This window comes from Paraburkholderia bengalensis (assembly GCF_037126505.1).
Taxonomy (GTDB): domain Bacteria; phylum Pseudomonadota; class Gammaproteobacteria; order Burkholderiales; family Burkholderiaceae; genus Paraburkholderia; species Paraburkholderia bengalensis.
The window spans coordinates 1-19,495 of sequence record NZ_JACFYJ010000038.1; the positions used below are offsets into that span (position 1 = coordinate 1).

Annotated in this window: 16 protein-coding genes and 3 pseudogenes; 1 reads left to right on the top strand and 18 read right to left on the bottom strand. The window is 64.3% G+C overall.

What is annotated here, in order from left to right; translation table 11 throughout:
• A partial coding sequence (locus H3V53_RS21860) for a CoA-binding protein (RefSeq protein ID WP_336599726.1) occupies positions 1 to 310 on the bottom strand: 310 nt, incomplete at its 3' end.
• 427 nt (positions 311 to 737) lie between these two features.
• Between H3V53_RS21860 and H3V53_RS21865 the strand changes: the two are divergent.
• Positions 738 to 1,226 (top strand): annotated as a pseudogene (locus tag H3V53_RS21865) (LysR family transcriptional regulator); the annotation flags it as partial.
• A 31-nt stretch (positions 1,227 to 1,257) separates the two neighbouring features.
• Here the strand turns inward: H3V53_RS21865 and H3V53_RS21870 are convergent.
• The 17 genes and pseudogenes from H3V53_RS21870 to H3V53_RS21950 all read right to left on the bottom strand — a co-directional run bounded on the left by H3V53_RS21870 (position 1,258) and on the right by H3V53_RS21950 (position 19,471).
• Positions 1,258 to 2,250, bottom strand: a complete 993-nt coding sequence (locus H3V53_RS21870) for a fimbrial protein (protein ID WP_336599727.1) — start codon at positions 2,248 to 2,250, stop codon at positions 1,258 to 1,260.
• An 11-nt stretch (positions 2,251 to 2,261) separates the two neighbouring features.
• A complete protein-coding gene (locus tag H3V53_RS21875) occupies positions 2,262 to 4,868 on the bottom strand; it encodes a fimbria/pilus outer membrane usher protein (protein WP_336599728.1) in 2,607 nt (868 codons plus the stop codon).
• A 195-nt stretch (positions 4,869 to 5,063) separates the two neighbouring features.
• Positions 5,064 to 5,795 carry a fimbria/pilus periplasmic chaperone gene (locus H3V53_RS21880; RefSeq protein ID WP_336599729.1) on the bottom strand — a complete coding sequence of 244 codons (732 nt, stop codon included), beginning with the start codon at positions 5,793 to 5,795 and terminating at the stop codon, positions 5,064 to 5,066.
• Between the two features lie 73 nt (positions 5,796 to 5,868).
• Positions 5,869 to 6,432: a fimbrial protein gene (locus tag H3V53_RS21885; RefSeq protein WP_336599730.1), complete on the bottom strand. Its 564-nt coding sequence runs from the start codon at positions 6,430 to 6,432 to the stop codon at positions 5,869 to 5,871.
• Positions 6,433 to 6,733: 301 nt separating this feature from the next.
• Positions 6,734 to 8,335: a peptide chain release factor 3 gene (locus tag H3V53_RS21890; protein WP_054923655.1), complete on the bottom strand. Its 1,602-nt coding sequence runs from the start codon at positions 8,333 to 8,335 to the stop codon at positions 6,734 to 6,736.
• A gap of 207 nt (positions 8,336 to 8,542) precedes the next feature.
• Positions 8,543 to 8,977 carry a fimbrial protein gene (locus H3V53_RS21895; protein WP_336599731.1) on the bottom strand — a complete coding sequence of 145 codons (435 nt, stop codon included), beginning with the start codon at positions 8,975 to 8,977 and terminating at the stop codon, positions 8,543 to 8,545.
• Between the two features lie 17 nt (positions 8,978 to 8,994).
• The gene (locus H3V53_RS21900) at positions 8,995 to 9,552 is read right to left on the bottom strand and encodes a hypothetical protein (RefSeq protein ID WP_336599732.1); all 558 of its coding nucleotides are present in this window, start codon (positions 9,550 to 9,552) and stop codon (positions 8,995 to 8,997) included.
• A gap of 5 nt (positions 9,553 to 9,557) precedes the next feature.
• Positions 9,558 to 10,571 (bottom strand): fimbrial protein, encoded by a 1,014-nt coding sequence (locus tag H3V53_RS21905; protein WP_336599733.1) that lies wholly within the window; start codon positions 10,569 to 10,571, stop codon positions 9,558 to 9,560.
• 25 nt (positions 10,572 to 10,596) lie between these two features.
• On the bottom strand, positions 10,597 to 11,649 hold the full coding sequence (locus H3V53_RS21910) for a fimbrial protein (protein ID WP_336599734.1): 1,053 nt from the start codon (positions 11,647 to 11,649) through the stop codon (positions 10,597 to 10,599).
• Between the two features lie 98 nt (positions 11,650 to 11,747).
• Positions 11,748 to 14,378, bottom strand: coding sequence for a fimbria/pilus outer membrane usher protein (locus tag H3V53_RS21915; RefSeq protein WP_336599735.1), 2,631 nt, complete (start codon positions 14,376 to 14,378; stop codon positions 11,748 to 11,750).
• A 231-nt stretch (positions 14,379 to 14,609) separates the two neighbouring features.
• Positions 14,610 to 15,350, bottom strand: a complete 741-nt coding sequence (locus H3V53_RS21920; protein ID WP_336599736.1) for a fimbrial biogenesis chaperone — start codon at positions 15,348 to 15,350, stop codon at positions 14,610 to 14,612.
• 83 nt (positions 15,351 to 15,433) lie between these two features.
• Positions 15,434 to 16,003, bottom strand: coding sequence for a fimbrial protein (locus H3V53_RS21925; RefSeq protein WP_336599737.1), 570 nt, complete (start codon positions 16,001 to 16,003; stop codon positions 15,434 to 15,436).
• A gap of 425 nt (positions 16,004 to 16,428) precedes the next feature.
• Positions 16,429 to 16,658: pseudogene (locus H3V53_RS21930) on the bottom strand (hypothetical protein); the annotation flags it as partial.
• 21 nt (positions 16,659 to 16,679) lie between these two features.
• Positions 16,680 to 17,528, bottom strand: a pseudogene (locus H3V53_RS21935) (aldehyde dehydrogenase family protein); the annotation flags it as partial.
• 542 nt (positions 17,529 to 18,070) lie between these two features.
• Positions 18,071 to 18,361 carry an H-NS histone family protein gene (locus H3V53_RS21940; protein ID WP_336599738.1) on the bottom strand — a complete coding sequence of 97 codons (291 nt, stop codon included), beginning with the start codon at positions 18,359 to 18,361 and terminating at the stop codon, positions 18,071 to 18,073.
• A 259-nt stretch (positions 18,362 to 18,620) separates the two neighbouring features.
• A complete protein-coding gene (locus H3V53_RS21945) occupies positions 18,621 to 18,824 on the bottom strand; it encodes a hypothetical protein (RefSeq protein ID WP_054923662.1) in 204 nt (67 codons plus the stop codon).
• Between the two features lie 368 nt (positions 18,825 to 19,192).
• On the bottom strand, positions 19,193 to 19,471 hold the full coding sequence (locus H3V53_RS21950) for a hypothetical protein (protein WP_336599739.1): 279 nt from the start codon (positions 19,469 to 19,471) through the stop codon (positions 19,193 to 19,195).
• Positions 19,472 to 19,495: the final 24 nt, after the last annotated feature.

Genomic DNA, 19,495 nt, shown 5'->3' on the forward strand with positions numbered 1-19,495 from the left:
CGCGCCTCGCGACGATGATCGCCGCGCGCGTGCCGCGCCCGCCGAGCGCATGGACGAGGCCGGGCCACGTCGCGGGCGGCGTGCAGATGATCGCGACGGTCGGCGCCTCGGGCAGGTCGCCCGCATTGCTCACGCATGCGTGGCCGTCGAGCATGTCGTATTTCGGATTGACGGCCCACACCGGGCCGCCGAAACCGCCTTCGATCAGCCGCTTCCATACCATCGCGCCCGTACTGCCGGGACGGTTCGAGGCGCCGATCACGGCGACGGATTGCGGTCGAAACAACGCGTCGAGATTTCGTACAGTCACGGGCGCTCCGGTAGTGAAAGAGAGGCGCGCGGCGCGGGTCGGCGGATGCGCGCGCGATGTCATCAGGATAGGCGATGAGCGCGGGCATAGGTGTGTCAGGCTGCGGCGGCGGCGCAGGCAGGCGGCATGAGCCGGATCGGCATAGGAAGCTGGCGCCGTTGTGTTCCGCCGTCCGCAGCAGGCGCCAGACGAGCGCGCAGCGAAGCGCCGGTCGCCGATGCATCGGCTTTCTGCATGCGCGGTGGCGGCCCGCCACGCCGCGTACGCGCCGTTCGACGCACCATGTAGATCGCCCCACGATGCGCGACGCGGCCTCCCGGCCGCATCTGTCCTGGCGCGCCAAGCGCCCGCGCGATGCCCTGCGGCGCCGGCCAGGGCGAACGCCCGGGCGCGTAACAAAGCAAAAGATGAGACGGAAGGAACAATCATGCGGCGCCTGCCCTCGCTGATCACGCTGCGCTTTTTCGAAGAGACGGTGCGGCACATGAGTTTCAACCGCGCGGCCGTTGCGTTGTGCGTCACGCAAGGCGCCGTCAGCCGGCAGATCAAGATTCTTGAGGAATCGCTCGGCGCGAAGCTGTTCGAGCGCGATCACAAGGGCATCCGTCTGACGAAGGCGGGCCAGCGATTGCTGCCGTGCGTCTCCGATGCGTTCGGTACGCTCGAACGCGGCACGCGCCAGGTCATGACAGCGAAGGGCCGCAGGCGCCTCGTGCTGTCCGTGCCGCCCACGTTCGCGACGCAATGGTTTTCGCCGCGCCTCGGCTCGCTCGCAGTCGAACTGCCGGACGTCGAACTGTCCATGCGCACGGAGCCCACCGACGACTGTCATTGCAACATCCGCTTCGTCCGCGACCCGCTGCACGACGCGCATTCCGAACTCATAGAGACGGCAGCAGCACTCGCCTGCGGCGCCACTTCGACCGTTCCGTCCTGCTTTAAAGGCATCAGTTGTACGACAGGTTGAAGGTCGCTACGGCCTTCAACGTTCCGGGACTGACGCTCGGCGCTGTCTGTATGTATCGCGCCTCGAACGCGACTCGCGTGGGGCCGGACCGCGTGCCAAGAGAAGTCACATTGGTCACGGGCGCGTCGCCGGATCCGAATGGCAACGGCTGCATCTGATACAGCACCTGGACACCGAGGCCCGCCGCTGTCGAACCCGGTGCAAGCGTGAGCACATTGCTCTGATTCGAAGGCAACGTGGCATCCGCAAAGCGGATGGACGGCTTGGCGTCGGTTGCACAATCCAGCAGGATGCCGAACGGCGTCGTTCCTGCCGTTGCGCCCGCACTGTTGAAGGCCGACACGGCGAGCATCGGCAGCGACACGGCGACGTCTGTGGTCGTGACCGAGCAGGTCGGCACAGCCGTGCCCGCGATCGTATAGCTGAACGACATGGTGCTAGCCGGCCCATCGCCGTTGTTCGCCCATTCCAGATTCGGAACGTGCAAGCCCGTCGAAAAACCAAACGTTCCCGTCACCGCATCGCTGAGCTTCACCAGTTCAAACGTGCCTTGCACGATGTTTGCGCCCTCTCGCAGAGGGCCGAACTGAAACGTGTTGAGCGTGCCGTTGTAGACGATCGGCAGCATCGGTGTTCCCGTGGCGTCGCGGATGCGAAAACCGACGCCCGCGCGCAATCCCGTCGCGGTGAAGACATCCGGCAATCCCGGCAGGGGCGAGAACGATCCAGACGATAAGCTCATCGCCCAGTTACCCTCGCCCGCCTTGACCGTGCAATTGATCGACACGGTGAACGACGCCCGGGCGCCGGGTATGACGTCGCCGCTGGCGAGGTTTGCGGGAATCGCAACCGAGCCGAGGTCGACCGTCATCGGCAGGTGCGCGGTGCAGTCGTTCCATACAGCGAAAGCGTCGGGTGCAACGCCCGCCAGCGCAACGGCTGCCAACAGATGATTCAAGGGAAGGGTTCGCATATTCGCTCTTCTCACGGTGTAGCGGCGCTCAGGTTCAGCGCGGCGTTCGACAGGCAATGCGACTCGACGGAGACATATCCCATATCCGCCGCGGGACGTTTCACCGGCAGCGAATACCGCACCGTGCATTGCTCGCCCGCCGTCTCGCCCCACTTCACGGTGAGGGTGCCGTTGTCTTCGAGACCGCGCGCGAAGATGCGGCTGTTCTGCGCGACGACGCCCACGTCGAGACCATTGCCGTCCGACACCGTCGCGCCGAACGGCAGCGCTTCGCCGCTCAGTTGCGGCGCGCGGATCAAGGCGGCGCGTCCCATCGTCGTGCGGTACTTCAGCATCACGACCGAGCCGAAACGCGGCGCCACGCTTTCCGACGTCGACGCGAACTCGACATCCATCGACACACCCTTCGGATCGAGTTCCACCGTGTTCATCGAATACGGCGTCAGATACGGCACGACGGCGTAACCGTCGGCGCCGACTTCGACGCCGGGCGCGCCACGCACATCCGCGCCTTCGGCGCCCATCGCCTCGACGACGCCGAACGTTTCGCTCACGGCCTGCGCGAACGTGACGCCGCCCGGATGCGCGACGACCGAGCCGCTCACACCCGCCGCCATCTGCGACGAACGCGCGCCGCCGCTCGCCGACGCCGTCAGTTGCGCGTAGCGGCCGCGCCAGGTGCCGCTCGCGCCGCCGTTCGCATCGAGGCCGCCCGTGGAGCCGTCGCGCGCCGCGCCATAGACGTTGTACGAGTACTGGCTGCGATCGCCGAGCGTGCCGCCGATGCTCGTCTGCAGACTCGACTGATTGCCGCTCTGGTTGAAGCTCGCCGACAACGTCGGCGCCTGGCGCGAGCGGCCGAGCGAAATCGTCGTGGTCAGCATGATTTCGTTCGACGGCGCGCCGCTCGCGTTTTCCGTGCGGCCCAGCGTCACGCTATACGTGCCAAACCGGTAACCGTTCGAGTAACCGGCCTGGTAGAACACGTTGCGTCCGCTGCGGTTCCAGTAGTCCTCTGCCGTGACGTTCGCGAACACCGAGCCGTAGCTCGCGAGATTCTGGCTGACCATCAACTGGAACTGGCCGCGCGTGCGGTCGGCGGGATGGCCCGTCGAACCGCCCTTGACGTAGTCGCGAAACCGCGCGGCGTCGGTGAAATTCAGGTAGCCCGAACTCGAATAGCGATATGCGCCGAGCGCGATATTGGTGTCCGTCGAATCGACGAACTTGCTGTAGCCGACGTGCAGACTGTGCCCACGCAGCGACGGCTGGCCCGGCACCTGCGTACGCGCCAACGTGACGTCCGCGGCTATCGCGCCGAGCGACGTATTGAGCGTTGCACCGAGATTTGCGGCCACGTACCCGCTCGCCGCAATGCCGCCGCCGTAGAGCGTCACGAGGTTCGTCAGGCCGCGCTGCACGGTCAGTTGCGCGAAGACGGGTTTTGAGGTGAGCGCATCGTTGCGAAGCTCGCCCGCTGTGAATGCGAAACGCGTGATGCCCGGCCGCAGCGATTGCGCGACGGCCGCATACGGCACGGTGAAATTCTTTTCCCGGCCATCGGCTTCCGTCACCGTCAGTTCGAGATTGCCGCCATAGCCCGTCGGATAGAGATCCGCGATCTCGAACGGACCGGGCGGCACGATCGTTTCATAGATCGTCTGGCCGTTCTGCGTCACGCGCACGCGCGCATTCGACTCCGCCATGCCGCGCACGATAGGCGCATAACCGCGCATCGATTCCGGCAGCATGCGGTCATCGGTGGCGAGCTGCGCGCCGCGAAACGCGAAGCTGTCGAACACGTCGCCCGTGGTGTGCGACTCGCCCAGGATCGCTTGCGACTTTAGCTTCGTCACGTCGTGCTGGACGAAGGTCGCGATGTCGTCGAACTGTGTTTTCTGGCCGGTCATCGCCGTCAGCGACGACTGATGCCGAAAATGCCAGCCGCCCACGTTCACGCCGACATTGAGCCCGAGATAACCCTGCGTCGAGCGCGCGCCGCCGTTGTTGAACTGATAGGCGTTCGCGCTATAGCTGACGAAGCCCGCGTTCACGCCGTTGTCCCACAACTCGGGCGGCACGTAGCCGCGCGCCGTGCTGCGCATGTACATCTGCGGCACCGAGATTTCGAGCTTCTGTTCGGTGAAGTCGAAATCGACCGTGGCCTGCGGCACGGCCTGGCTGACGTCGATGCAATCCGCGGTGGCTTCTGACGCTGCCCCCGTCCCTAAGCCGGCGATGCGAGAGAACTCGACGCCCCAATGTTCCAGCGTCCTGCGCGCGAGGCACGGGCGCGTGCTTCCGTCGTCGCCCGCGGGCACGAAGCGCACGTCGTCGCGCGCGACACGCGTACCGTTGACCCAGATATCCACGTTGTAGGCGCCCGGCGCCACGTTATTGCCGCGCGCATAGCGCGACACGTCGACAGCCGCACCCGAGCGCAGGAACAGGCCGTCGAAGTCGACCTGATTCGACGCGTCGCCAGCCAATGCGTACTCCGCCTGCAAGCCGGCAACGATCGGGAACACGCAGCGCGCGAGCACGGCGGCTGGCCGCAACGCGGCCGACCGCGTCGCCGTGCATAACGAACGGCGTGAATGATGCCGATGCAAGTCCATGTATCAGGAATCCCGCGCACGGAGCCCGCGCCCGTTGTGGTTGAACGAACCGACAGCGCCGACCGCGAGCGCACAAAACGCACGCCCGCAGCAGCCCTCCGTGCGCGATGGCGCAGGGCGCCGGATGTCGGAACTACGAGAGAAAACGCCGCGACCGGGAACCCGGCCGCCTGCGCCTTGATGACGACCTGCATGTCACGGCGCGATGTCCGCGTCGCCTTCGATCGCGCCGCCGAAATCGCTGATCGCCGTGTAGCGAACCGTGCCCGCGTGCACGCCGTCCATCGCGGGCACTGGGATGATCTCGCTGCCGTAGGGCGCGACCATGCCGCCCCTCGCGTTCTCGAAAGCGCGGCCATTCGCCGACACCGTGATCCTGCTGTACGAGACGTGAAAGGCCGTGGGATTCGACAGCGCGAGCGACTGTCCATCGCCATCGCTCGCGGGCACGATCTTCCACGCGACGCGGCGCGGCGCCTCTTCCGCCGAGCCGGGCAAACCGGGCGGACGCGCGAACAGCTTGATACGCGTGCGGTAGGCGATCTGCAGCATGTTCGCGTCGGACCGCGGCGCTGCCTTGGGCGGAATGTCGAGCACGTTGAGCCAGTACACCGATTCGCGATCCTGCGGCAGCGCTTCGCCACCACCATGGATCACGCGCAACGTCTGCGATTTCTTCGGATCCATGCGGAAGATCGGCGGCGTGATCACGAACGGCACGGCGATATCGTCAGGATTGGCGTCTTCGTCGCCGCGATCCAGCCAGACCTGCACCAGCGACGGATTCCTGCTGTCGTTGGTCAGCTTGACGGTCACTTCCCGCTCGTCGAGCGGATAGATCACGCGCGTGCCGCCAATCGTCACGCTGGCGAGCGCGCCGCCCGCAGCGACCGATCCCGCCAGCACGGCGGCACTCCAACGCACCATGGCTCTGCGCCTCATCGTGCTGTTCACGCGAATCTCGACGCCCGGACCGGACGGCGCGCACACGGACGCGCGCTCACTGATACTGCATCGTGTATTGCACCGACGTGCTCACGTTGCCCGGCTGCGCCTCGCCCGTCGCGTAGTACTGCGCGAAATAGTTCAGCGTGGCCGCGCCGCCCGAAATCGTCGCGCCGTCGGTGCCGATATCGTTGTTGTCTTGCGTGAGAACGTTGATCGGCTCGGTCTTCGCGTTCAGAAGACGGACCTGCACGTTTTGCGCGGGCGACGCGGAAGCCTGGTTCATCAGATTGCCGCTCGCCTGATCGACGGTCGGTCCGTTTTCGAAGCGCGCGATGGCTTTGGTCGCGGCGCCCGAACAGCCGCTGAGCGCGAGCTTGATGTCGCCGAGATTCGACGTGCCCGCCGTCGCGCCCGCCGACTTCAGCGAGCTGGTCGGCACGCTGGGCAATGTCACCGCGACGTCGGCGGGCGAGCCGCTCGCCGCGCCGTTGATGGAGCAGGTGGTGTCGGTGACCGAACCGGTGATCGTGATCGTGCCGTCGGCGGCCATGACAGACGTCGAAAGCAAGCCTGCGAAGGCGGCAATGGATGCGGCGCAGAGGACGCGTTTTTGCATATTGATGCTCCTGAAAATGCACGGTTGAAGGGCTTCGTCGCTACACACCACGGAAGCCAGGCGGACGGCCCGCGATGGCGTCATCCTTCATTACATTTGGCTTCCAGCGTGACCGGAAAAGTAGCATCGCCGGTCACGCGGCATGAATGAGGAATGTCAACGCTGCTGTTCGTTGAGGATGCAACCTTGTTGGAATATGCAAAACGCGTGCGGCTTGCGGGGAGCCACAAGAAAAAAGCCCGAAGCACCTTTGTCAGGTGCTTCGGGCTTTGCCGAAAAATAATCTGTGATGCGAAGCGTGCTACATCGCTTTCCTGAACGGCGCGCCCGAATGCTCGCGCAGTTCGTTGAACACGATCTTGGGCCACGCCTTCTGCGCAACTTCGATTTCCGAAACGTGCGACGCGAGATACGTGGGCGCATCGGCGGCGTCGTAGGCGATACGCGGCGCGTAGGAATCGCAGAAGCGGCGCAGTTCGCCCGCGTCGTCGCAGGTTACCCAGCGCGACATCCTGTAGCGCGCGGGCGCCATCCGCACGTCGACCTTGTATTCCGTCGACAGACGATGCGACACCACCTCGAACTGCAGTTGCCCGACCGCGCCGAGAATCATCAACCCGCCGACCACCGGCTTGAACACCTGGATCGCGCCTTCTTCGCCCAGCTGCTTGAGCGCTTCGCCGAGCTGCTTCGAGCGCATCGGATCGACCACTTCGACTGTCTGGAAAATTTCCGGCGCGAAGAACGGCAAGCCGACGAACTGCAGCATTTCGCCTTCCGTCAGCGTGTCGCCGAGACTCAGCGTGCCGTGATTCGGAATACCGATGATATCGCCCGCGTAGGCCTCGCTGACCGTCTCGCGGCGCTGCGACAGGAACGTCACGACGTTGTTCGCGCGGAACGTCTTGTTGTTGCGCGTGACCTTCAGCGCCATGCCGCGCTCGAAACGGCCCGAGCACACGCGGATGAACGCGACGCGGTCGCGGTGCGCGAGGTCCATGTTCGCCTGCACCTTGAACACGACGCCCGTGAACTTCGGCTCTTCCGGCAGCACGGGACGCTGCACCGTCTGGCGCGCGGACGGCGGCGGCGCGAGATCGACGAGCGCGTCGAGAATTTCCTTCACGCCGAAGTTGTTGATCGCTGAGCCGAACAGTACGGGCGATTGCTGGCCCGCGAGAAATTCGTCGCGATCGAACGTGGGCGTCGCGCCCGTGATCAGGTCGATTTCCTCTTTCGCACGCACCCACGCGTGGCCGAAGCGGCGCTCGCCTTCTTCGTCGCCGGGCGCGCGCAGCGTCTCGACTTCACCGCCGATCGTGTCCTGACCCGCGCGGAACACGCGCACCTGATCGTTCTGGATATCGTAGACGCCCTGAAAGTCCTTGCCCATGCCGATCGGCCAGGTGAACGGCACGGCCGACACGCCCAGATGCTGTTCGATTTCGTCGAGCAGATCGAGCGGCTCGCGCACTTCGCGGTCGAGCTTGTTGATGAACGTGACGATGGGCGTCTTGCGGCTGCGGCAGACTTCGAGCAGCTTCAGCGTCTGCGCTTCGACGCCGTTCGCGCCGTCGATCACCATCACGGCGGCATCGACGGCCGTCAGCACGCGGTAGGTGTCTTCGGAGAAATCTTCGTGGCCCGGCGTGTCGAGCAGATTGATCACGCAGTCGCCGTACTCGAACTGCATCACCGAACTCGCGACGGAAATGCCGCGCTGCTTTTCGATCTCCATCCAGTCGGACGTCGCGTAGCGGTTGCTCTTGCGGCCCTTCACGGTACCGGCGATCTGGATCGCGCCCGAAAACAGCAGCAGCTTTTCCGTCAGCGTGGTTTTACCCGCGTCCGGGTGGGAAATGACCGCAAAAGTGCGGCGGCGTTTGAGTTCGGAGACTGACATGGGCAATTAGGGTCATGGCGCACGCCCTTGTGGCAGGCGGCGATACGGGAAACGGGGCGGCGAGGTGCCGGCCCCGCCCGCAAGAACGGCGAAGCCGCGATGATACACGGGCCGGAGCAACCTATAAGTATAGCGGGGGCGGGGCAGACACGTTCCGGGCGCGCGCCGCGCGTCGCTCGAAGGATCAGTGCGCCGTGGCGCGACGCGCTACTGATAGCTCATCGTGAAAATGGCAGTCGCGCGCACAGTGCCCGACACCACGGGCGCCGTGCCGAGCCGGTAGTACTGGACATAGAACGGAAACGACATATTGCCCGTCGTGCTGGACGTCAGCACCAACGGACTGCCGAGTACGAGCGAAGTCTGGGTCGAATCGAGCATCTGGACGCCGATTCCCGTCGCCGTGCCGAGGTTGCCGAGCACAGAAGCGATGCCCGTCGTGCCGGACGTCGAACTGAAGGTCACGGCGACCTTGACGCCTGTCTGGCAATTCAATCCCAGCGAAAACGGCGTTCTCGCCGCAACGGCCCCTGCGGCGGGGAACATGGCGGGACTGACGGTCGCGAGAGGGATCGTCTGATTGGATGTCGCGGCCGTCACGGAACAGGTCACTGCACGCACGGGAACGCTCGCGAGCGTCATGGTGTTGGCACCGTTGTTCAGCTGAATGCCCGTGTTGAGCACACCCGTTTAGTAGACGATGGCCGACATCGTGCCGCTGCTGACGGCCCCGTTTTGACCAGTTCGACCGACCCCGAGACGTCGAAACTTCCATCCGCTCCTGTGTTTCCTAATGAAGAAGTGGTCGAGCATCCGCCTGTACCCACCATCGGATTGCCGCCGGAATCGCGCATGCGCACGCCAATGCCAGAGATGGAGGTGGGATAGACGCCCGTCATTCCTGACACGGGCGTACCCGTATTCAGACACGCGACGACCGGTTTGCTCCATGTCGAACTCGAAGTGCACTTGCCGACCATGTGAAACGACTGGACGGTGCCCGGAATGGCGTCGCCCACGGCAACCGCGTCTCCAACTGCGACGGAGCCGTAGTTGAACGTTGTGGGCAGTCCCGTCGGCGTTGTGCAGTCGGCGTGTGCGCGGCCGGCGAAGCCGAATGTCAACGCAAGCATCGCGATCACATAGAGCAGACGGTGCGGCTTGATAACAATGTTCAAAATGCCCTCATCCGAACGAGACGACTGAGAATCGATCACTCGCGTTACTGATACGACATCGTGAATGTCGCGACGGCATTCACCGTACCCGGATTGACGCTCGGCGCCGTCTGTATATAGCGCGCCGTGAAGCTGACGCTCGCGGCGCCGGATCGGGTGCCGAGCGCAGTCACATTGGTCACGGGCGTGCCGCCCGTGTACACGTAACTCATCGGGCCCAATGGCAGCGGCTGCATCTGATACAGCACCTGAACACCCAAACCCGCCGCCGTCGATCCGGCAGAAAGCGTGAGGACGTTGCTCTCGTTCGACGGCGCGGCAGCATCCGTGAGACTGATGGATGGTTTCGCGTTGCTCGCACAATTCAGCGAGAGACCGAACGGTGTCGTGCCCGCCGTTGCGCCCACGCCCTTGAAGGCAGATACGGATACCGTGGGCAGCGACACCGTTATGTCGGTGGTGGTGACAGAACAGGTCGGCACGGCCGTGCCCGTAATCGTGTAGTTGAACGACAAGGTGCTGGCCGACTGCGTGCCGGCGTTTGCCCATTCCTGATTCTGGATGTGCACCCCGGTCACAAAACTGAACGTACCCACCACCGCATCGCCCGTTTTGACCAGTTCGAACGAACCTTGCACGACATTCGCGCCCAGCTGGGCCGCCCCGAACTGGAAGGTGTTGATCGTGCCGGAATTGCTGACGGGCGTCATGGTGGCTCCCGACCCATCGCGGATGCGGAAGCCGACCCCTGCGCCCAGCCCGGGTGCCGTATAGACATCCGAGTAACCCGCTACGAGTGAGAACGATCCGGCGAACATCGTCATCCACCAGACTCCACCCGGGTTGATCGTGCAATTGATGGGGATATTGAACGACGCTCGCGCGCCCGGTATCGCCTGACCGTTGGAGAGATTTGCCGGAATGCCGACTGACGGGATATTGACCGACATCGGCAGCGGGGCGGTGCAGTCGTTGTAGCGGGCGCAGGCGCCTGTGGCAAAACTGGCCAGCGCGACGGCGAGTAACAGGCGCTTGAGGCACGCGATGAACATGGTCATTTCGAGTTCGTCTGATCGAAGACGCTTATTGATACGACATTGTGAAAGTGGCCAGCGCCTTCACCGATCCAGCCGATACGGCGCCCGTGCGGACGTAGCGCGCTGTCATCGGCACCTGCAGCGTGCCATTGGGCGACGCACCGACCGTCCACTGGTTCGTGTTGCCGGGCGTAGCAGAATCGGCGCCATATGCAACGGGCGTTCCGCCGCTGTTCAGCAACTGCACGCCCACGCCCTGCGCGCTGGAGCCCGAAGCCAAGTGCAGCGTCGCGCTCCCGTTGGCCGGGTCCGAACTGTCCGTCAACGTGATCAACACCGTGGCGCCTGTCGAACATGTGAGCGAGAGCGAGAACGTCTGTGCGCCGGCCACGGCGCCCACGCCGGACGAAAACGCGCCCGTGTTGACCTGCGGCAGGTTGACGGCGACAGCACTGCTGTTCACGGAACAGGTCGAATGCACCAGCACGCCCGTTGCGATGCCCGTATAGAGCGGGTTCTGGTTCCAGTAACCGCCTTGATCGGATGTCCCGAAACCGATTGTCACGGCAGGCACGCTGGTCAGGCTCGAGGCACCCGGCGCTATCGCGCCCGTCACGATCAGCGCGGCCGTCACCGTGAGATTGGCGGGCGTATAAGGGCCGTCGATGTTGCCGGCAAAAGGACAATTGAGCCGTATCGAACCGTTGCTGAGCACGACGTTGCTCGCATTGCATTCGGTCGAATTGAAGGTGTAACGCACGCCCAAACCCGCAATACCCGTCTGGTACACGTCCGAATAGCCCGCCGCGAGCGGCGCCGTCGTTTTGAAGTCAGCGTACAGCGTCGCAGCTGTGTCGTTGCCCGGACTCAGGGTGCTGAGAAACCGACAGTTGAACTGAAACGCGCTGGGCGCCAACGTGGCGGCCGTTGCGCCGACGGGTGTGTTCGACGGAATCGCGATCGTACCCGCCGCCAACACCTTATTGAGGTTGCCGGTATTGCAAGTCAGACCCGCGCGCGCGGTGAGCGGTGCAAGGCCGATCAGCAGAATCGTCAGGGCCGCGCGAATCAGACGTTTCCAACACGGGCAGACCGCCACGCTTCTGGCTCGATCGCAACGGACCGACGCGCGTTCGTCCTGGCCGCAACGATGATTGCCGATGGATTCCGAAGCAGACAACATCACAAGTCCTCTCATCAGTGCACTTGACCGACATTGCCATCGACGCTTGCGGTCAGCGCCGCACCCGGCACGCAATGCCCCTCCACCGACGCATACCCCACCTCCGCCTTGCCGCCCTTCACCGGCAACGCATACTTCACGCTGCACTGCTGCCCCGCTTCGTCGCCCCATTTCACGACCAGCGTGCCGTTGTCTTCGAGCCCGCGCGCGAAGATGCGGCTGTCCTGCGCGACGACGCCCACGTTTCGGCCGCTGCCATCCGTCACTTCCGCGCCAAACGGCAGCGCTTCGCCGCCGGGTTGCGGCGCGCGAATCAGCGCCGCGCGGCCCATCTCCGTCCTGAACTTCAGCATCACGACAGAACCCAGACGCGGCGCGACATGTTCGGACGTCGACTGGAACTCGACATCCGTCGACGAACCCTTCGGGTCGACATCGACGGTATTCATTCCATACGGCGTCAGGAACGGCACGACCGCGTAGCCATGCGAATCGACCTTCACGCCCGTCGTGCCCGACACCGATGCGCCTTCCGCGCCCTTCGCCTCGACGATGCCGAACGTGTCGCCGACCGTCTGCGAGAGCGTGACGCCGCCCGGATGCGCGACGACCGAGCCGCTCACGCCCGCCGACACCTGCGACGAATGCGCGCCGCCGCTCGCCGAAGCCGTGACCTGCGCGTACGGCGCGCGCCAGGCGCCGCTCACGCCGCCGTTGGCGCTGACATCGGCGCCCGGGTTTCCGGCCGCCGAGCCGTACGCGCTGTACGCATACTGGTTGTTCTCGCCCGCCGCGCCGCTGAGGCTCGCCTGCATGCCCGATGTGTTCGTGCCCGTGCTGAGGTTCGTCGTCAGCATCGGCGCGTGCTGCGTGTGGCCGAGAGGAATCGTCGTGCTCACCATGATCTCGTTCGACAGCGTGCCGTCGGCGCTGCGCGTGCGGCCCGCCGTCACACTGTAGGTGCCATATCTGAAACCGTTCGAATAGCCAAGCTGATAAAACACGTCGCGCCCCGGACGATTCCAGTAATGCTGCGACGACATCGTCGCGTACACCGAACTGCCGTTCTTCAGGTTCTGGTTGACCGTGAGTTGCAGGCGGCCACGCTCCCGCTCGACGGTACTGGCGTCGTGGCCGTGCAGCGCGTAGTCGCGCAGGCGCGCGGCATCGGCAAAGCCGAGGTAACCGGCATCCGAATAGCGATACGCGCCGAGCGCGATGTTGGTGTCAGTCATGTCGATGAACTTGCTGTAGCCGATGTGCAGGCTCTGGCCCTGCTGCGTCGCCGAGCCGGGAACCTGCGTGTGCGCCGATGTGAGGTCGGCGGCCACCGCGCCGTACTTCGTGTTGAACGCCGCGCCGACATTTGCCGCGACGTAGCCGTTCGACACGATCCCACCGCCGTACAGCGTGATGAGATTCGTCAGCCCGCGCTGCATCGTGAACTGCGTGAAGGCTGGTTTGGTTTCGAGCGAATCGTCGCGCAACTGGCCCGCCGTCACGGCGAAGCGCGTCGTGCCGGGGCGCAGCAACTGCGCGACGGCGGCATACGGCACGGTGAAACTCTTCGTGCGGCCGTCGGCTTCCGTCACGGTCACGTCGAGATTGCCGCCGTAGCCCGTCGCGTACAGATCGCGAATCTCGAACGGTCCCGGCGACACGCTCGTTTCGTAGATCACCTGGCCGTTCTGGCGCACCGTCACGCGCGCATTCGATTCCGCCGTGCCGCGCACGACAGGCGCATAGCCGCGCAGCGATTCGGGCAGCATGCGGTCGTCGGTGGCGATCTGCGCGCCGCGAAACGACACGCTGTCGAACACCTCGCCCGTGGTCTGCGCGTCGCCGAGCGTCGCCTGCGCGCGCAGCTTCGTGATGTCGTGCTGGACGTACGTGGCGATGTTGTCGAACTGCGTGGCCTGGCGCGTGGCCGTCGTCGTCGACGATTGATGCCGGAAGTGCCAGCTGCCGATGTTCACGCCCGCGTTCAAACCGAGATACCCCTGCGCCGACTGCATGCCGCCCGCGTTCGTCTGATAGACGTTCGCGTTGTAGCTGAGAAAGCCCGCGTTCACGCCGGTTTCCCACAAGTCCGGCGACACATAGCCGCGCGCCATGTTGCGCATATATTTCTGCGGAATCGAAATGGAGAGCTTCTGTTCGGTGAAGTCGAAGTCGGCGGCGGCGTCCGGGATCAGCGCGCCGATGTCGATGCAGGCGTCGGCGGCTTCTTTCTGCGTGCTGTGTTCGCCGTTGTCCGGCAGCTTCGTGAAATCGACGCCGAAGCCCTCGAGCATCTTGCGCGTCAGACATGCACGCGCATTCTCGCCTGCACGCGTCGCGACGAACCGCACGGTGTCGCGTGCAATGCGGTTGTCGTTCACGACGATATCGACGCTGTAATCGCCCGGCGTCACGATGTTGCCGCGCGCGAGGCGCGCGATATCGACGCGTTGCGTGTCGATCTGCAGGAACGTCGTGTCGAACTTCGGGGCATCGTCCGGTTCGGCGGCATGCGCCGGGTTCAGGCTTGCGCAGCCCACGATCGCGAATACGGACAGCACGACAGCCGTCACGGGATTGAGTACAAACGTTCCACGCACTGCGGCGGCTGCATGCTGCGATTGACGTTGGCGTGAGGGCTTCATGATCCGATAACTTCGATTGCGTGAAACGTCGGCCTGTTGATCAGGTACGAATCGATGTTATGGATTTGCGAGATAGAAGTACCTCAGACGACTCCTATTTTTGGAATGCCGGAGAGCCTTGTCAGGCAAGGCTCGACGCGATTCAAAACGACGTTCGAACGCGCACTTTCAAGATAGCGATGGCGCCAGTTCGCCGGGAAATCGGCGCACCGTGATGCGCCGATCGGGCGGTCAGGGCGCGAGCGTTGCGTCGCCTTCGATCGCGCCGCCGAAGTCGTTGATCGCGATGTAGTGCACCTTGCCGGACTGCACGCCGTTCATCTGCGGCACGACGATGATTTCCTTGCCGCGCGGCGCGACCATGCCGCCTTTGTCGTTCCTGTAAGTCGTGCCGTTCGCCGACACGGTGATCTCGCTAAACGACACGTGATACGCAGTCGGATTCGACACAGCGAGCGCCTGGCCCTTGCCTTGCGGCGCGGGCACGACCTTCCAGTCGAGCTGGCGCGGCGCTGCGTCGGGCGTGCCGGGCAGCTTCGGCGGACGCACGAACACCTTGATGCGCGTGCGATAGGCGAATTGCAGCGTGTTCGAGTCGGGTGCGGCGTCGGACTTCGGCGGCACATCGAGCACGTTGAGCCAATAAACCGACTCGCGATCCTGCGGCAGCGCATCGCCCGTGTACATCACGCGCAGCGCCTGCGATTTGCCCGCGTCCATGCGAAAGATCGGCGGCGTGATGACGAACGGCGTCTTGCTGTCGGCAGGCTTTGCGTCCGGGTTGCCGTCGTCCATCCAGACCTGCACCAGCGACGGCGTATGGCTGTCGTTGTTCAGCTTGACGGTCACCTCACGCTGATCGAGCGGATACACAACCCGCGTCCCGCCGATCGTCACGCTCGCGTGCGCCGCGCCCGCGAACATCGCACATGCCAAGCCCAGTCCCGCCAGCAACCGACCCATCGTTTTCATCGCGCCCACCTGTTAATCACGCATTGTCCGAAACAGTCTCACTGACGAAGGCGCGTGCCGAAACAAACGCCTTCGAATCACCTTTACTGATACTGCATCGTGTACTGAACCATCGTGCTCACACCGCCGGGCTGCGCCTTGCCCGTCGCGTAGTACTGCGCGAAGTAGTTCAGCGTGGCCGCGCCGCCCGTGATCGTCGCGCCGCTGGCGGCCACGTCGTTGTTCGCGTTGGTCAGGATGTTGATGGGCTGCATCTGCGCGTTCAGCAGACGCACCTCGACGTTCTGTGCCGGCGAAGCGCTGGCCTGGTTGATCAGGTAGCCGCTGCTCTGATCGACGGTCGGGCCGTTCTCGAAGCGCGCCACGGCTTTCGTCGCGGTACCCGAGCAGCCCGTCAGCGAGAAGCGGATGTCGCCGAGATTCGACGTGCCGGCCACCGTTCCCGCCGACGCCAGCGCGTCGGCGGGAACGGCTGGCAGCGTCGTGAGGACGTTCGACTGCTGGCCGCCCGCGACGCCGTTGATCGAGCACGTCGTGTCGGTCACGCTGCCTGTGATCGTGATCGTGCCGTCAGCGGCATGGGCTTTGATCGATGCGAGGCTGACGAGGCCCATCGCGACGATCACGGCTGCGGGAATGAGGCGCTTTTGCATGTTGATGCTCCTGAGAATCCGGGTGAACGAAGAAACTGCTGTGAGGTCCGGCGTGTGCGCCGCTTTAGCCCATCGCTCGTGCGGGTCCGTTCGTTTCGCGGCCGCCTCGCGATGTTCTGCATGGAGAGAATCTTAAAAATGGCGACGATAAGAATCTCTAAGACGACTCTCAAAAATTTGAGACGCGAACGGTTTTCTCCTACGCGCGCCGCGTCAACCTCGCAAACGAAGGTAGCCAGATCGGCGGCACTTTTGAGATCGGATTCTGATTTTTGCTATCGCGATGAGCCATCGCTCGGACTGTTCAAATTTCTTGAAGCGGATCGCCGACACTACGCGACGCCACGCGCGCCAAAAACCAGGCCAATGAAAAAGCCCAACCACCCTTTCCGGCGCTTCGGGCTTTTTTGTTGCGAACCAGCGGGCTAGCGGCTTGGCGGCCGAGCCGTTATCCGCCGCTTCGTCTGATTCAACGTCAGATGCCTGGTTTCGGGCGTCCAGCAATCGAGACGATCATGCCGGCCAGCAGCACGGTCGCCAGCGCGAGCATCGTCGAATGGAAGCCGGGTTGCGCAATCCCGAGCGGCAGCAGGAACGTGCCGGCGGCCGAACGCAGGCGGCTGCACGCGATCGCCAGTCCGACGCCGCACGCGCGTGGCGAACGAAGCACCGACGCCTAGCGGCCAAGGCCCGCCATCATCATGTACTTCAACTCGACGTACTCATCCATGCCGTACTTCGAGCCTTCGCGGCCGAGGCCCGACTGCTTGACGCCGCCGAACGGCGCGACTTCCGTCGAGATGATCCCTTCGTTGATGCCGACCATGCTGCTCTCCAGCGCTTGCGCGACGCGCCACGGGCGGCGCAGATCGCGCGTGTAGAAATACGCGGACAGGCCGAACGGCGTGTCGTTGGCGGCCTTGATCGCTTCGTCTTCCGTCTTGAAGGGGAAGCACGCGGCCACCGGGCCGAAGGTTTCTTCTTCGGCGATCAGCATCGGCTGCTTCGCGTCGACGAGCACCGTCGGCTCGTAGAATGTGCCGCCCAGCGCGTGACGCTTGCCGCCCGTCAGCGCCTTCGCCCCGTGCTGCAACGCATCCGCGACGTGCGTCTCGACCTTCAGCAACGCCGCTTCGTTGATCAGCGGTCCTTGCTCGACGTCGACCTTCAGCGCATCGCCGACGCGCATCTTCTTCACGGCAGCTGTCAGCGCCTTCGTGAACGCGTCGTAGATGCCGTCCTGCACGTAGAAGCAGTTCACGCACACACAGGTCTGCCCCGTGTTGCGGAACTTCGACGCCATCGCGCCCTGCACGGCGGCGTCGATGTCGGCGTCGTCGAATACGATGAACGGCGCGCTGCCGCCCAGTTCCAGCGACAGCTTCTTCAGCGTATCCGCCGACTGCTTCGCGAGCAGCTTACCGACACGCGTGAAGCCCATGAACGACAGCTTGCGCACGACAGGCGATGCCGTCAGCACGCCGCCGATCGCCACCGCATCGCCGGACACGATGTTGAACACACCCGGATGCGCTGATTGTGCTGGCCGAAAAGCGGGACGATGAAGCGATGTTGTTTGATCCGGGGTAGGAGGCGCACTCAACCCCGGGTTTCCACTGAGTCACCCTCTGCCGGCGATGCGCACGCACAGGTGAGCGTTTTCGGGAAGCCTGCGGACGACGCACTGTGCGCCCGCGCGCCGCGCCGCAATTAGCGCGCGTCAACGTTCTTCGCGGACACCGGCACGAGCGGGTGGCGCCTCGGACGGCTGCTGCAAACCCTTGCTGCATAAGGCTTTCACGCGGCGGCATGGCGTGGCGGAGCGTCCATCGCGAAGCCTGCAAACGCGCTACACGCGGACGACGACAGTCCCCGCGCGTGCGCTCGAATGAGCTGCGTGTGTCAAAGGTGAGCGTTTTCGGGAGATTCACAACGGTGCGCGCGAACGGCGCGCTTTTGCGAGGCGCACCGCGCGTCAGGCCAGGCGGGACAGTGGCGCGGGAAAGAGGAGCAGCGCGAACAGCGTAACGAACGCGCCCATCGAGCGTCGACGGGCGCGAGCAAGGATCATTCGCCGATCAGGAACTTGTCGCGATTCTTGCCGGCGAGCCAGCCGGGCGCGCGTCCGCGGCCGCTCCACGTTTCGCCCGTCTTCGGGTTCCGGTATTTCGGTGGCAGCGCGGGCTTGCGCGGCACGCGGGCCTTGCTCGAAAAACCGAGCTCTTCGGCAGTGATGCCGTATTCGGCGATCTTCTGCTTGATGTCAGCGATCGCCTGAGTCACTTCCTCTTCCCGCGCCTGTTCCATCTCTTTGTGAAGCTTTTCGAGCTGGGCGGTCAGCTGCTTGTATGTGGCCATCTGGCAGAGTCTCCTTGCAGGGCTGTACGGCAACTGTGACCGTACCAGACCTAAAAAGTGCCGGGTAGCCGTGTCGTGCCGGCTGGGGCGGTCGAACACGGCGCGTTGTCATTGACGGGCGATCATCGATGGCGTCGTCAAGCGGACGCCCGAAATCGACGACCCTGTCGAACGGCTCGACGCAGCGCCGCTGCATCAGCATCTGTCCGATCAGGTTCTCGACGGGCCCGGCGAAGGCGCTCGCGCGACGTGGCGGCGCTCAGCGCTTGTAACGGACTTCGAGTGCGTGCAGCGTGTCGCTGAGCTTCTGGACGCGCCTGACTTGCGACGGCACCAGCGCGGCAACCGACACCGAATTGATGCGGCCGCGCCAGTATGACAGCGGGATACCGTCCGCCGCGGAAATGCGCAAGATGACGTGCTCCAGATGCTCGATGTCTTTTTCGATCTGCTCGTGATTCATTGATTTCCCCGTCGTCTCTTGCGAAGGCGTGTTCGGTCAGCACACTATGTGCCGCGGGAAATCGGCTGCCGTGTTCTTAATGTTGTTGTGTTGCCTGCATACGCTTCCCGGACCGAATGAGATGCTTCTGATCGCTTGATCGCCAACGCATTCGTTGCTCAAGAATCTATACGAGGAGTTCGGCGCGTTCCGTTGGGCGCCGCACGGAAACGTCCGCGCGATGCATGAGCGCAACGGTGCTTCGGCGCTTGAAGTCGATGCGCCCGCATCGACCGCGCCGGAAACGAGACGGGCGGCGCGCGCCGCGATTCAGAATGGGAGCCGGCGGCGCGGGGCCGGCATGACGAAGGTCAGGGAGACGGGAGCGCTTACTTTGCGCGGCATGCGTACAGCAGGCTGCGCACGCCGTTCTCGGTGGTGTTGCGCATCGCGTCGAACGCGCCGCCGCACATCGCCTGCGCCTGCTGTTCGCAATTGTCCGAGCCGGCGGGACATTGCACGAGCGTAGTGGGTCGGCCGTCCGGCGAGAAAAGCGGCGGCGCGCTGCTGCAGGCGGCGAGCGCGCCCGTCATTGCGAGTGCGGCGGCGAGCGCCGCGCCGCGAAGCGGATGCTTGACGCGCGCTGCAAGTGTTTGACTCCGATTCATGAAAATCCCCGTTGGCCACTTGTT